10 protein-coding genes are annotated in these 12,991 nt (G+C 66.3%); 2 read left to right on the plus strand and 8 right to left on the minus strand.

All coding sequences use genetic code 11. The annotated features are described in order from the left end of the window. Positions 1–38: 38 nt before the first annotated feature. The gene (locus D2V04_RS18305; RefSeq protein ID WP_147391805.1) at positions 39–1,208 is read right to left on the minus strand and encodes an LPXTG cell wall anchor domain-containing protein; all 1,170 of its coding nucleotides are present in this window, start codon (positions 1,206–1,208) and stop codon (positions 39–41) included. Between the two features lie 108 nt (positions 1,209–1,316). Between D2V04_RS18305 and queF the strand changes: the two genes are divergently transcribed. After that, positions 1,317–1,775 carry a preQ(1) synthase gene (gene queF, locus D2V04_RS09390; protein WP_119513356.1) on the plus strand — a complete coding sequence of 153 codons (459 nt, stop codon included), beginning with the start codon at positions 1,317–1,319 and terminating at the stop codon, positions 1,773–1,775. Further along, the gene (gene fumC, locus D2V04_RS09395) at positions 1,772–3,154 is read left to right on the plus strand and encodes a class II fumarate hydratase (protein ID WP_119513358.1); all 1,383 of its coding nucleotides are present in this window, start codon (positions 1,772–1,774) and stop codon (positions 3,152–3,154) included. The genes queF and fumC overlap by 4 nt, the downstream gene beginning before the upstream one ends. Positions 3,155–3,197: 43 nt before the next feature. On the opposite strand, the gene nirD is transcribed toward fumC, so the two are convergent. The 7 genes from nirD to D2V04_RS09430 form a co-directional block, all read right to left on the minus strand. After that, positions 3,198–3,539: a nitrite reductase small subunit NirD gene (gene nirD / locus D2V04_RS09400; protein WP_119513360.1), complete on the minus strand. Its 342-nt coding sequence runs from the start codon at positions 3,537–3,539 to the stop codon at positions 3,198–3,200. Next, a complete protein-coding gene (gene nirB / locus D2V04_RS09405; protein WP_119513362.1) occupies positions 3,539–6,040 on the minus strand; it encodes a nitrite reductase large subunit NirB in 2,502 nt (833 codons plus the stop codon). The genes nirD and nirB overlap by 1 nt, the downstream gene beginning before the upstream one ends. 55 nt (positions 6,041–6,095) lie before the next feature. Further along, positions 6,096–6,932 carry a formate/nitrite transporter family protein gene (locus tag D2V04_RS09410; RefSeq protein ID WP_119513363.1) on the minus strand — a complete coding sequence of 279 codons (837 nt, stop codon included), beginning with the start codon at positions 6,930–6,932 and terminating at the stop codon, positions 6,096–6,098. A gap of 15 nt (positions 6,933–6,947) precedes the next feature. Beyond that, positions 6,948–8,201, minus strand: coding sequence for an alginate export family protein (locus D2V04_RS09415; RefSeq protein ID WP_228766343.1), 1,254 nt, complete (start codon positions 8,199–8,201; stop codon positions 6,948–6,950). 215 nt (positions 8,202–8,416) lie between these two features. Further along, positions 8,417–9,625: an ABC transporter substrate-binding protein gene (locus D2V04_RS09420; RefSeq protein ID WP_119513365.1), complete on the minus strand. Its 1,209-nt coding sequence runs from the start codon at positions 9,623–9,625 to the stop codon at positions 8,417–8,419. Further along, positions 9,622–10,203 (minus strand): ANTAR domain-containing response regulator, encoded by a 582-nt coding sequence (locus D2V04_RS09425; RefSeq protein ID WP_119513367.1) that lies wholly within the window; start codon positions 10,201–10,203, stop codon positions 9,622–9,624. The genes D2V04_RS09420 and D2V04_RS09425 overlap by 4 nt, the downstream gene beginning before the upstream one ends. A gap of 120 nt (positions 10,204–10,323) precedes the next feature. Next, positions 10,324–12,828 (minus strand): glycoside hydrolase family 3 protein, encoded by a 2,505-nt coding sequence (locus D2V04_RS09430; protein WP_119513369.1) that lies wholly within the window; start codon positions 12,826–12,828, stop codon positions 10,324–10,326. Positions 12,829–12,991 lie beyond the last annotated feature (163 nt).

The raw sequence follows: 12,991 nt of genomic DNA on the forward strand, positions 1-12,991 counted from the left end.
CGCAGGGGTAGCGGCGGCGGTCCGCGGCGTCGAGGGGGTCAGTCGAGCGGGCGCAACCCGATCGCGTTGTAGCTTTGCGGCATCTCGTCTAGCCGGAAGGGCCGCAGCCGGCCGCCCTGGCGGTCGGGAAGCTGGCCGACCAGGAACGTGCGCGCGATCGGCTGCTTGCCGCTTGCCGTGAGGCGAACACGCAGCAGCGGGACGTAGACCGCGGCGCGGCCCTGCGGGATCGCGCGGACCTGGCCCAGCGGCAGCCGCACCTCGCCGGCGATCTCGGTGCTGTCCCCCGGTTCGAGGGCTTCGAGCGTGCTCAGCGGCGCGAGCGCGGTGGCGGGATCGGCGACCTGCTCGCCGATCGGCGCGGACCCGTGGGCGGTGACGAGATCCGCCTCGATCGAGACGCCCTCCCACCGGTCCATGCTCTGATTCTCGAGCGTGAGGCGGAATGCGAACGTCGCGTTCATCATGCTCTTGCTCACCCGCACCGGCAGCGCATGGAGCGTGACGGGCGGGCCGGAGGTCCTTCCCGGTACCGGCGGTGGAGGGGGTGCGGGACGGGGCGCGGGTGCCTCGCCTGTCGCCGGCGCCGGCCCGTCCGGCTGGGGCGGCGGGGTCTCGCGGCGCACCAGCGGCGGCTCGATGACCGGCACGGGCGCGAGCGCTTCCCTGCGCCGGAGATACCAGAACGCGCCGCCGGCGAGGCCCAGCGCCGCGATCAGCGCCGCGAGCCAGATCATCATCGAGCTGCCGCTTTCCGGCGGTTCGGCAATCGTCGCCGGGGGCACGGAAGCCGTAGGCGGAATGGAGGGCGCGAATTCGGTCGGCTGCGGTGCCGGCTCGTCTGTTGCCGCGGTCGGCGAGGGCGACGGGGTGGCGGTGGGCGCGGTCTCCGGGGCCGGTTGCGGCTGCGACCGCGGCGTGTCGGCCGGCGCGGGCCGGGCCGGGGTGGAGCGCGACGCGGGCAAGGTCAGGGTCGGCGTCGGCGTTGGTGTCGGTGTGCTTGTCGTGGGCGTATCGGTCGGGATCACCCGCGGGGTCGTCCGCACCTCGGCTTCCGGATCGACCGGGCCCTGGACCTCGGGCGTCGGCGTCGCATCCGGATCGGGCGGCAACCGGAAGTCGCGCACCGAGCCCGTCTGCTGCGCGAGCGACGGTGTGGCGAGCGCCAGGGCCAGAACGGCGGCCGAAACTGAAGTGCGAATGTCCATAAATCCCGAAGGTGTTCCCGAATCCCGGGTCGCGCTGAATAGGCTGTGAATCGCAAACGGCAAACCCGCGGGCTTGTGCCCGTGACGCGATGAGACCACATGCGGCTTATGAGCGACACACCGCAGACGATGCATCTCGGCCAGGCGAGCAGCCTGCCCGCCTCGCCGGAAGAGGCGCGACTCGACTATGTCCCCAACCCGCGCACGGGCGCGCTGTACCTGGTGCGTTTCGCGGCGCCCGAATTCACCTCGCTGTGTCCGGTGACCGGCCAGCCCGATTTCGCGCATCTCGTGATCGACTATGCCCCCGGCGAAACGATCGTCGAGTCGAAGAGCCTCAAGCTGTTCCTCGGCAGTTTCCGCAACCACTGCGGTTTTCACGAGGATGTGACGGTCGGCATCGGCCAGCGGCTCGCGGCCGAGATGAAGCCGCGCTGGCTGCGCATCGGCGGCTACTGGTATCCGCGCGGGGGCATTCCGATCGACGTTTTCTGGCAGAGCGGCGCGCCGCCAGAGGGGCTGTGGGTTCCCGATCAGGGCGTCGCCAGCTACCGAGGGCGGGGATGAGCGATACGCGAACCGAAACCGACACCTTGGGCCCGGTCGAGGTGCCGGTCGATGCTCTCTGGGGCGCGCAGACGCAGCGCTCGCTGCAGAACTTCCGCATCGGCGGCGAGCGCCTGCCGCTCCCGCTGATCCGCGCGCTGGGCACCATCAAGTGCGCCGCGGCGCAGGCGAACCGCGATCTCGGCATTCTCGAGCCGGAGCTCGCCGACGCGATCGTCGCGGCGGCGCAGGAAGTGATCGAGGGCCGGCTCGACGACCAGTTCCCGCTGGTCGTGTGGCAGACCGGATCGGGCACCCAGTCGAACATGAACGCCAACGAGGTGATCTCCAACCGCGCGATCCAGATGCTCGGCGGCGAGGTCGGCTCGAAGGCGCCGGTCCACCCTAACGATCACGTCAACAAGAGCCAGTCGTCCAACGACACCTTCCCCAGCGCCATCCACATCGCCGCGGCGGGAGAGGTCGTCCGGACCCTCCTGCCCGCGCTCAAGGCCATGCAGGCCGATCTGGACTCCAAAGCGGTCAACTGGGCAAGTTTAGTAAAGATCGGCCGCACCCACACCCAAGACGCCACACCCCTGACTCTGGGGCAGGAATTCTCCGGTTACGCGGCGCAAGTCGCGAACGGGATCGCACGGATTGAGACCACGCTGCCCGGTCTCTACGAGCTGGCGCAAGGCGGCACGGCGGTCGGCACCGGGCTCAACGCGCCCAAGGGTTTCGCGGAGAAGGTCGCCGAGCGGATCGCAGCGATCACCGGCCTGCCCTTCGTCAGCGCACCGAACAAGTTCGAAGCGCTCGCCGCGCAGGACGCGCTGCTCTTTGCGCATGGGGCGCTCAACACGCTGGCGGCGAGCCTCTACAAGATCGCCAACGACATCCGTTTCCTCGGCTCGGGCCCACGCTCCGGGCTGGGCGAGCTGGCGCTGCCGGAGAACGAGCCGGGCAGCTCGATCATGCCCGGCAAGGTCAATCCGACCCAGGCCGAAGCGATGACGCAAGTCTGCATCGAGGTGTTCGGCAACCACGCCGCGCTGACCTTCGCCGGCAGCCAGGGCCAGTTCGAGCTCAACACCTACCGCCCGATGATGGCGTGGAACTTCCTGCGCTCGGTGCGCCTGCTCGCCGATGCGGTGGAGAGCTTCACCGAACACTTGCTGGAGGGGCTGGAGCCCCGGCGCGAGAACATTGCCCGCGGGGTCGAGAACTCGCTGATGCTGGTCACCGCTCTGGCGCCCGCGATCGGCTACGACAAGGCGGCCGCAATCGCCAAGACGGCCCACCGGGAAGGTCTCACTCTCCGCGAAGCCGCGCTGCGGAGTGGCCACGTCACTGCCGAAGACTTCGACCGTATGGTGCGGCCGGAGGACATGGTCTGACCCTTCCCGGCCGACCTCTCGCTCGTTCCCGCGAAGTGCTGCATCACGCGGCCTTCTGCCCGACCACGCTTTCGCGCAGCAGATAGATCCGGCCGCAGTCGATCTTCAGCGGTATGGTCGGGACGCAACCTTCGTCGTCGCCGAGAACCTGACCGCTCTTGAGCGAGATGCGCCAGTTGTGCAGCGGGCAGGTGACGCTGTCGCCGTGCACGATGCCCTGGCTGAGCGGTCCCTGCCGGTGCGGGCACTTGTTGACCAGCGCGTAGAACTCGCCGCGCATGGTGTGGAAGACGGCGATCTCGTCGCCGCCGATCACGGGCAGCGTGGCCGCCATGCCCGGTTCGATCTGCGTGATCGGGCCGAGGTCGAGCCATGTCGCCTCCATCATGCGTACTCCATGCCGGCGGGGACGACGGTGGCGAGGTGACTGTGCAGGTCGCGCCGCTCACCCGCCGCCCGCTTAGCCCAGGGATCGTCCTGCATGAATTTCTGCGAATGGCGGAAGCGCGCGGCGAGCTGCCGCACCGCATCCAGACCGTCGAACATCTGCGCCTTGATCCACTCGAGCCCCTTGCGCTCGAGCCACGGAGCGGTCCGCTCGAGGTAGTGCGCATCCTCACGGTAGAGCTGGATGAAGGCGGCGCAGGTCTCCAGCGCCTCCTCCTCGGTGGCGACCTTGCACAGCAGGTCGGTGGCGCGAACCTTGATCCCGCCGTTGCCGCCGATGTGTAGCTCGTAACCGGAATCGACGCAGACCACGCCGAAGTCCTTGATCGTCGCCTCGGCGCAGTTCCGTGGGCAGCCACTGACCGCCATCTTGAACTTGTGCGGCATCCAGCTGCCCCAGCTCATCTGCTCGAGCTTCACGCCGAGACCGGTCGAATCCTGCGTGCCGAAGCGGCACCACTCGGAGCCGACACAGGTCTTCACCGTGCGCAGGCTCTTGCCATAGGCATGGCCCGAGACCATCCCGGCGGCATTGAGGTCGGCCCAGACCGCCGGCAGGTCCTCTTTCCTGATGCCGAAGATGTCGAGCCGTTGGCCGCCGGTGACCTTGACCATCCGCGCATCGAACTTCTCGACCACGTCGGCGATCGCGCGCAACTCGCGCGGGTTGGTGATCCCGCCCCACATCCGCGGCACGACCGAATAAGTACCGTCCTTCTGGATGTTGGCGTGAAGCCGCTCGTTGACGAAGCGGCTCTTCTGGTCGTCCTCGTACTCGCCCGGCCAGGCGCAAAGCAGGTAGTAGTTGAGCGCCGGGCGGCACGAGGCGCAGCCGTCCGGCGTGGTCCAGTGCAGTTCCTGCATGACCTGCGGGATCGCCTTCAGCTCCTTCTCCAGGATCAGGCGGCGGACATCGTCGTGACCGAAGCTGGTGCACTTGCACATGGTCGAGGCACCGGCCTGAACCTCGTCGCCGAGCGTCAGTGCCAGCAGGCTTTCGACCAGGCCGGTGCACGACCCGCAGCTCGCCGAGGCCTTGCACTGCGAACGGACCGCGTCGAGGCTGCATGCCCCCGCGAGGATGGTGTCGACGACCTTGCCTTTGGATACGCCGTTGCAGCCGCAGATCTCGGCGTCGTCCGAAAGAGCGGCAACGGCGGCGTTAGAGTCTGCGAGGGCACCCCCGCCGAGCGCGAAGGCCTGGCCGAAGATCAGCCCCTCGCGCATGTCGGAAATATCCTCCTCCTTCCTGAGGAGGTCGAAGTACCAGTTGCCGTCGGCGGTATCGCCGTAGAGCACCGCACCGACGATGCGGTTTTCCTTGAGGACCAGGCGCTTGTACACACCGCGCGCCGCGTCGCGCATGACGATGTCCTCGCCCTCGCCGCCGCCCGAGAAGTCGCCGGCCGAGAACACATCGATGCCGGAGACCTTGAGCTTTGTCGAAGTGACCGAGCCCTGGTAGCCGCCCGAACCATCGAGCTTTCGCTCGGTCAGGTGATCGGCCAGCGCCCGGCACATCTCCCACAGTGGAGCGACGAGACCGTAGCACTGCCCGCGGTGCTGGACGCATTCGCCGACCGCCACCACGTCCGGATCGGACGTGACCATGTGATCGTCCACCAGGATGCCGCGCTCGCATTCGAGGCCGCCGGTCTTGGCGAGCCTTGTCGCCGGGCGGATGCCGACGGCCATGACGACAATATCGGCGGGTATCTCGCGCCCGTCCTTCAATCGCACGGCGTCGACGTGGCCGTCCTTCCCGACGATTTCCTCGGTATCCGCGCCGGTCAGGATCGTCTGCCCGCGCCGTTCCAGCTCCTGCTTCAGCAGCCAGCCAGCCGCTTCGTCGAGCTGCCGCTCCATCAGCGTCGGCATCAGGTGGATCACGGTGACGTTCATCCCGCGCAAGGACAGGCCATGCGCAGCCTCCAGCCCCAGAAGACCGCCGCCGATCACCACCGCATTCCCGCCCAGATCTGCCGCGGCAAGCATCTTGTCGACGTCGTCGAGATCGCGGAACGTCACCACGCCAGGCAGGTCGCGGCCCGGCACGGGGATGATGAACGGGTCGGAGCCGGTCGCGATAAGCAGCTTGTCGTACGGCTCGACCCGGCCCGAACGGCTGACCACGGTCTTGCGCTCGCGGTCGATGTGATCGACCGGATCGCCGGCGATCAGCTCGATGGCGTTCTCCGTGTACCACTCGGCGGTGTTGAGCACGATCTCGTCGAAGGTCTTCTCGCCGGCGAGCACGGGCGAGAGCATGATGCGGTTGTAGTTGACCCGCGGCTCGGCGCCGAAGATCACCACGTCGAACCGCTCGCGGTCGCGTTCGAGGATCTCTTCGACGGCCCGGCAACCGGCCATGCCGTTGCCGATCACGACCAGCTTCTCCCGCGCCGGCCTGGCAGAATCGAAAGTCGCGGGGGCGTTCATCCGTTTTGTTTCCTTTCTGACAGGCGCTTGTGCTGCGACGCGGGAGAAGGTGGCTTCACGCGGCCCGGGCGAGAACCACCGGGGCCTTTGCCCGGCTGGGGCTCGTGCGAACGTGCGTGGCGTAGAGGGTCAGGCCGGTGAAGGTCAGCCCGCCGACGAGGTTGCCCAGCACGGTCGGGATCTCGTTCCACCAGAGGTAATCGAGCACCGAGAACTCGCCGCCCATCATCAACGCAGTCGGGAACAGGAACATGTTCACGATCGAATGTTCGAAGACCATGTAGAAGAACAGCATGACCGGCATCCACATGGCGATCGCCTTGCCGCTGACATTGGTCGAAACCATCGCGCCGACCACGCCGGACGAGACCATCCAGTTGCACAGCATGCCGCGCACGAAGATCGTCATCCATCCGGCTGCGCCGTACTGGGCGTAACCGAGCGTGCGGTCGACGCCGATCCCGGCCAGTTTCTGGCCCACCTCGCTCGGTTCGACCTGGAAGCCGTAGGTGAAATAGATGGCCATCAGGACCGCAGTCGTAAGAGCACCGGCGAAGTTGCCGGTGAAAACCAGCCCCCAGTTGCGCAGTACGCCCCGCCAGGTGCAGCCCGGCCGCTTGTCGAACACCGCCAGCGGCGCGAGGACGAATACTCCGGTGAGGAGATCGAACCCGAACAGGTAGAGGATGATGAAACCTACCGGAAACAGCACCGCACCCAGCAGCGGTTCGCCGGTTTGTACCGTGACCGAGATCGCGAACGCAGCGCCCAGCGCGAGAGTCGCCCCCGCCATAAAGGCGCGGATCAACGTATCCTTGGTCGACATGAAGATCTTGGATTCGCCGGCGTCGACCATCTTGGTGACGAATTCACTCGGTGCGAGATACGACATTGCAAAACTCCCCGGTTAGAAGCTGATTTCGGCCTGAAGCCAGAATTTCTCGGTATCGACGGCGAACTCGTCCGCCTGATAGTTCGCGTACTTCGCCAGCAGCCCGACCCGGCCGAGCTGGAAGCCGGCCGAGGCATCCCACTCGCTTCCGTAATCGAGCCCGGCGAAGTCGCTTTCGAACTTGTGGTAAGTGAGGCCGGCCTTCAGACCGGGCAGGAACGGCACGCCGAACGCGCGGCCGACCGTGAATGAATAGTCGCGCAGGCCGTTCGGCGGAGTGGTGGTGAACATGTCTGCCCAGCCGTTGAACGCGTGGAGCGTCGCGAGCGGAGTCTGGAAGGCAGCCACACCGCCGTCGCTGCCGAGTTCCTCGTAACTGGCGGCGAGATTGAAGCCGAATACGCCGACGCCGAGCTGTGCGGCTATGTAGTCCGCATCGTAGGAGACCGGATTGGCGCCGTAGTCGCTCTGCCGGGCGTAGCTAGCGGAGGCATTCAACTTGACGGGACCAAGAGGGATGTCGGCCCTGGCGAGAATCCCGTAGGTCTGGCTCGAGAAAGCGATCCGCGTGTCGTAGTCGATCAGATAGGCGAATGCCTTGCCGTCGACGGCGGGGAGATCGATCCCGCCATTGAGCAGGACGAGAGCGCCGTCGAAGTGTTCGTTCGGGCTATCGCCGCCGAACACCGTTCGCTGCGAGATCGAGTAAGTCGCGTCGAGGGCGAAGGGGCCGATCTTCGCCTGGCCGCGCACGGCATCGAAGGTCTGCTCGTTCTGGCGCCAGCCGACGTTGCCGACGAAACGCGCATTGTCGAGAATGATCCGCTGGCGTCCGATGGTGACGCCGGTACCGTCCTGCATATACGACACCTGCAGCCGGTTGAGTTCGACGTTCTCGGGATCGGCAACGACCGGGAAGGGCTCCACACCGTTGCCGGGCAGCGTGTCGTTGTAATCGCCGGTCAGCGCCAGCGTGCCCTCGGCTTCGGCGAGGATCGAGAAACCGTCGATCGCGAGTTCGGCGCCGGCGCGGCCGCGCAGGGTGAGCGCTTCGGCGTCTTCGGGCATGCCGGCCTGATCGACGCTTTCATGCTGCAGGCGTGCGGCAAGGATCGGATCGAGCGTTGCGCCGCCGCCGATCTCGACCGGGTCGCCGGGCGCGGCGGTTGCGACTTGCGGCCAGGCCCCGCCCGCGAGCGCAGCCAGCGCCCCGATCCGCATTCGCCGCTGACCGTGTTTCGTCTGAAAACCTGCGCTGTGATCGCCCATCAAAACCTCGCCGGACCAGCGCACAACGCAAAAAAGCCGCCTCGACAGGATCCCGGGAGGGAACCAGATCGGGCGGCGACGTTGCCACGCAATGTAAGAACCGAACGGAAGCGTTGCTCGCTCCCAGCGTTGGGGCGGCGTCCGTTCTGCAGGGGATGTTATCGAATCAGCGGGCGTTCGCAAGCAATTTTTGCGATGCAGCAAAAACTCGGCTGCTAGAGAAGGCGAGCGAGGTACTCTTCCATCTTTTCTGGATCGAAGCTGTCGCCGTCAAAAAAAGTGTTCGGAGACAATGTGATAATGCCCTGTTGCGTGCCCACTGAGGTGAGCTGTGCGACACTCCCTTCCACTTTCGAACTGGCGCCCGGCAGGGGATCGCCGGTATCGTACATTGCACTGCGGTAGACATCCGGTCGAAAGACCGCCGCGGCCGCTGCGGCCTCCTCGGCGGAGAAGGGGGAGCGATCCCAGCGGATCATCTGGGTGTACAGCCACAGCGCCTGACTGGCCCAGGGGAAGTTGGCCGCCTCGCTGTACTGGAACATGAAATCCGGGAAGTGCACCGCCTCTCCCCCGGATTGCAGAACCAGGCGATCCGATATCGCGCGGCGGATCAGCGCCGGATCGCCGCCGACATACTCGGGCCGCGCAAGGATCCTCGCATTCGCATCCCAGTTCTCCGGATCAACGAAGTGGCGGCCGGCCCTGCGCATGGCGCGGATCAGTGCCTCGAACGCAGGACGCCGGGCATCCAGTACCGGCCGCCGCACGGCGAGGACCTTTTCCACACCCCTTCGCCAAATCTGGGCGGTGGCAAGCACGATCCGGGCGACGTCGCGCTCGACCGCGAGGCTGTTCCACGGTTCACCGACGCAAGCGCCGTCGATCTCCCCATTGGCGTAGGCGTCCGCAACGAAGGGAGGGGCAACGGTCACGATCTCGACGTCCTCGTCGGGCCGGATTCCGCAAGCCGCGAGCCAGTAGCGCAGCATGTAATTGTGGCTGGAGTAGCGGTGGACCACACCGAAGCGGAGCTTCGCCCCGGCGCGTTTGCGCTCCGCCGCTTCGCTCGCCAGTGCGGCGCCGAGCCGGCGGGGATCCTCGAACGTGCCCGACCGTGCGATCCTGCCGGCCAGCGCGGTGGACATCGTGACCCCATTGCCGTTGAGCCCGAGCACGAACGGCACGGCCAGTGGCTGCGCAGGACGGCCACGGCCGAGAGTAGCGGCGATCGCCAGCGGCGCGATCAGGTGTGCGGTGTCGGTGTGTCCGTAGAGCAGCCGATCGAGCACGGTCGCCCAACTCACATCGCGCTGAAAACTCAGTGCGAGTCCTTCCTCTTCGGCAAAACCATGCTCGTGCGCGAGGATCGGCAGGCAGGCATCCGCCAGCGGGAGGAAACCGATGGTGAGTTGCTCGGTCACGTTCCGTCTCCCAGAAGGTCGTGCGCCGTCACGACCGCTTCCGCTATCTCGGCGATCCGCCGGTTCGAGCTCATCGCCTTGCGGCGCAATTCCGCATAGGCCTCGGGCTCGCTGAGCTTCTTGCTATCCATCAGGATGCGCTTGGCGCGATCGATGGTTTCGCGCTCGGCGAGCTTGCCTTCGGCCGCCGCCAGATCGGCCTGAAGTCTGGCAAAGGCATTGAAGCGCTTGATTGCCAGATCGAGCAACGGCCTGATCCGGTGGGCGGAAAGGCCGTCGACGACATAGGCGGAAACGCCGGCATCGATCGACGCGGCGATCGCTTCGTCGTCCGACTCGTCGACGAACATTGCAATGGGTCGGGCGAGCACGCGGCTGACGGCGAAGTATTCCTCCAGCACGTCGCGCGAAGGGTTGCCGAGATCGATCAGCACGACATCAGGCGCGAACGCTTCGAGCCGCGAGATGAGACCCTGTCGCTCCGTCAGGATGAATATCTCGCTATCCGCCAGCTGCGCCAGCCCGTCCTCGATGATCGACGCCCTCGTGGTGCTTTCGTCGATGATCGCAATCCGCATCGTGCTCTATTGCGGTCCAAGTTGCGGCCAATGCAAGCCCGCCGTTGCGTCTCCGTCCGTTGACGACCAGCGGTACGAACTCCGCATATCGAGCTGGCGGGACGTTGGCGCCAGTAGCGGTCAGCCCTCAGGACATTGTGCGACGGTGTCGGCTTCGTCCGCGCTGCCCAGCGCCACGCGCGACATGCTGAAGCCCAACCTGCCCCCGGTGGTCAGGCGAAAGGGTGCGGTGATGCGCGTCATATCGGCACCCGCCGCGGCAAAGCACTTGAGCGGCACTCCCAGCACGCGCCATTGCCCGGGTTCAAGCCCCCTCAACTCGGGAACGGCGAGCGGACGTCCGCATTCGGCATCGCCGCAACGGACCGAGAGCGACACCGATGCGGTGGGCGGCGTGTCGATCCGCAGGGTCGCGAGCATCAGGACATCCCCATTGGTTTCGCGCGAAAGATCGACCGGATCGTGGCTGCTGATCTCGACTGCGGCACCGCCTTCACCGGACTCGATGGCAAATTGCCGCGCCCCTTCCTGAACGCCATGATCGGTAGCGGTGACGGTCGCCCGACCCGACAGGCCGGTCGCGGGGACGGTCGTCACGCGCAACGTGTCGCCGCCATCGGGCTGCGACACGATTAGCGACCAAGGCGCGGCCGCTACGCCCTGATCGAAATAGACGCCTTTCCCCAGGCCATCGTCCGCGACCTGGCTGTCCTCCGGCAGCGGCTTCCAGGGCTGGGGGCCATCCGCGTATGTTTGGCCAAAACCGAAGGGAAACAGCGTCGGCCCGCCATGTTTCGCCGTCGCCGGCCACGCCGTCGGCAAACGGCCCTGGAAATCATAGGCAGGCGCACCGTCCTCACCTGCGAACAGCAGGTCGGCGACGCCCGCGCCTTCGGAACCGGGCAACCAGGCCGTGACGAATGCGTCGGCCTGATTCAACGCTTCATTCACATAGAGCGGGCGCCCGGTAATCATGACTGCCACCACGGGGATTCCCGCTTCCTTGAGCTTGCGCATTGTTGCGATGGGGCGGCGCAGTTCGGGGCGGAGCTGCAGCGATGGGATATCGCCCTGGAATTCGGCATAGGGCGTTTCACCGAAGACGACGATTGCCGCATCGGGCCGCCGCTCGAAGGTGCCGTCGGGCGCCAGTTCCGCGCTGCCGCCTGCCGCGCTGACAGCCTGTTCGATGCCGCGCCACAGCGAGGTGGCGCCGGGGAAATCGCTGTTGTCGACCCCCGTGCCTTGCCAGGTCAGCGTCCAACCGCCCGATTGGCGCGCGATGTCGTCGGCGCCGTCGCCCGCGACGAGAATGCGGGCGCTCGGCTTCAAGGGGAGGACGCCGGTGTTCTTGAGCAGGACCAGCGACTTGCGCACCGCCTCGCGAGCGACCGCCCTATGCTCGGGTGCACCCAGCAGATCATACTCGCCGGAAAGAGGACGCGCAGACGGCTTGCCGGCTTCGAACAGGCCGAGCCGCTCCTTCACCCGCAATATACGCGCCACCGCATCGTCGAGTCGCGCCATGCTGATCGTGCCGTTCTGCACCTGGGCCAAAGTGCTCGCATAGAGGTCGCGCCAGCTATCAGGCGCCATGAGCATGTCGAGCCCGGCCTCGATGGCGGCCGGACAGCTCGCATTGTTGCATCCTGCGACCTGCCCGTGCGCGTTCCAGTCGGTTATCACGAGACCGCCGAAGCCCAGGCGATCCTTCAACACATCCGTCACCAGCCCCTTGTTGCCGGCGATCTTCACGCCCTGCCAGCTCGAGAAGCTGGTCATGACCGTCGCGACGCCGCTCTCCATCGCGGGGATGTATGGCGCTCCATGCACGAGGCGGAGCTCGAGCTCCGAAATGACCGCGTCGCCCTGGTCCTTGCCGTCGACCGTGGCGCCGTCGGCCAGGAAGTGTTTGGTGCTTGCGGCGACGTGCGGCCCCGCAAGGATCGGTGCGGTGGACGGCGGACCCTGCAACCCGCGAACCATCCGGCCCACATAGGACGCGACGAGCGCAGGGTCGGAGGAATATCCCTCGTAGGCGCGCCCCCACCGGTAGTCCTGCGGGACGGTTACGGTCGGCGCGAAGGTCCACTCCTGGCCGGTCACGCGGATCTCGATCGCGGTTATCCGGCCGATGCGTTCGATGAGATCGGGATCGCGCGCCGCGCCGAGCCCCACGTTATGGGGAAAGAGCGTGGCGCCGACGATATTGCTGTGCCCGTGGACCGCATCGGTGCCCCACATGATCGGGATGGCCGGGTCGCGAGGTGCGCATTCCATCGACGCCGCGTAGAAGGCATCGGCAAGCGCGAGCCACTCGTGCGCCGGTGCGAGATCGTTGCCGCCGGGCCCCGAATTCCCGCCATTGAGCACGGAGCCCAGGTGGTACTTGCACACGTCATCGGGCGTCACGCTGCCGATATCGGCTTGAATGATCTGCCCGACCTTCTGCTCGACCGACATGTGCGAGAGCAATGCCTGGATACGTGCCTCGCCTTCGGCATTGACGATTCGCGGATAGGCGACCTCGGGCCATCGCTCGGGATGCACCTGTCCATTCGCCGCCGAAGAGCTTTGATCCTGAGCCAGGCTCGTCGCCGAGAAGGCAGGCAAAACGATCGCCATACAAGCGAGGGCGTAAGAGGTAATTCTCGATCGCATAAGGTGTCCCGTCCCGCAGTTCCGCTTCCGTATCCTCTTGCGGGATTCGCCCTGACAACCTTGACATGAAACAAGGAAAATCAGCTTCCCAACCCGCCGGAATGAGAGTCTGTTTGACAACGTTGAC

Source organism: Pelagerythrobacter aerophilus, from assembly GCF_003581645.1.
In the GTDB taxonomy this organism is placed as follows: Bacteria; Pseudomonadota; Alphaproteobacteria; order Sphingomonadales; family Sphingomonadaceae; genus Pelagerythrobacter; species Pelagerythrobacter aerophilus.

Coding starts and splice junctions, on each gene's coding strand:
- D2V04_RS18305 (WP_147391805.1), bottom strand. CDS start 1,208: ATGGACATTCGCACTTCAGTTTCGGCCGCCGTTCTGGCCCTGGCGCTC.
- queF (WP_119513356.1), top strand. CDS start 1,317: ATGAGCGACACACCGCAGACGATGCATCTCGGCCAGGCGAGCAGCCTG.
- fumC (WP_119513358.1), top strand. CDS start 1,772: ATGAGCGATACGCGAACCGAAACCGACACCTTGGGCCCGGTCGAGGTG.
- nirD (WP_119513360.1), bottom strand. CDS start 3,539: ATGGAGGCGACATGGCTCGACCTCGGCCCGATCACGCAGATCGAACCG.
- nirB (WP_119513362.1), bottom strand. CDS start 6,040: ATGAACGCCCCCGCGACTTTCGATTCTGCCAGGCCGGCGCGGGAGAAG.
- D2V04_RS09410 (WP_119513363.1), bottom strand. CDS start 6,932: ATGTCGTATCTCGCACCGAGTGAATTCGTCACCAAGATGGTCGACGCC.
- D2V04_RS09415 (WP_228766343.1), bottom strand. CDS start 8,201: ATGGGCGATCACAGCGCAGGTTTTCAGACGAAACACGGTCAGCGGCGA.
- D2V04_RS09425 (WP_119513367.1), bottom strand. CDS start 10,203: ATGCGGATTGCGATCATCGACGAAAGCACCACGAGGGCGTCGATCATC.
- D2V04_RS09430 (WP_119513369.1), bottom strand. CDS start 12,828: ATGGCGATCGTTTTGCCTGCCTTCTCGGCGACGAGCCTGGCTCAGGAT.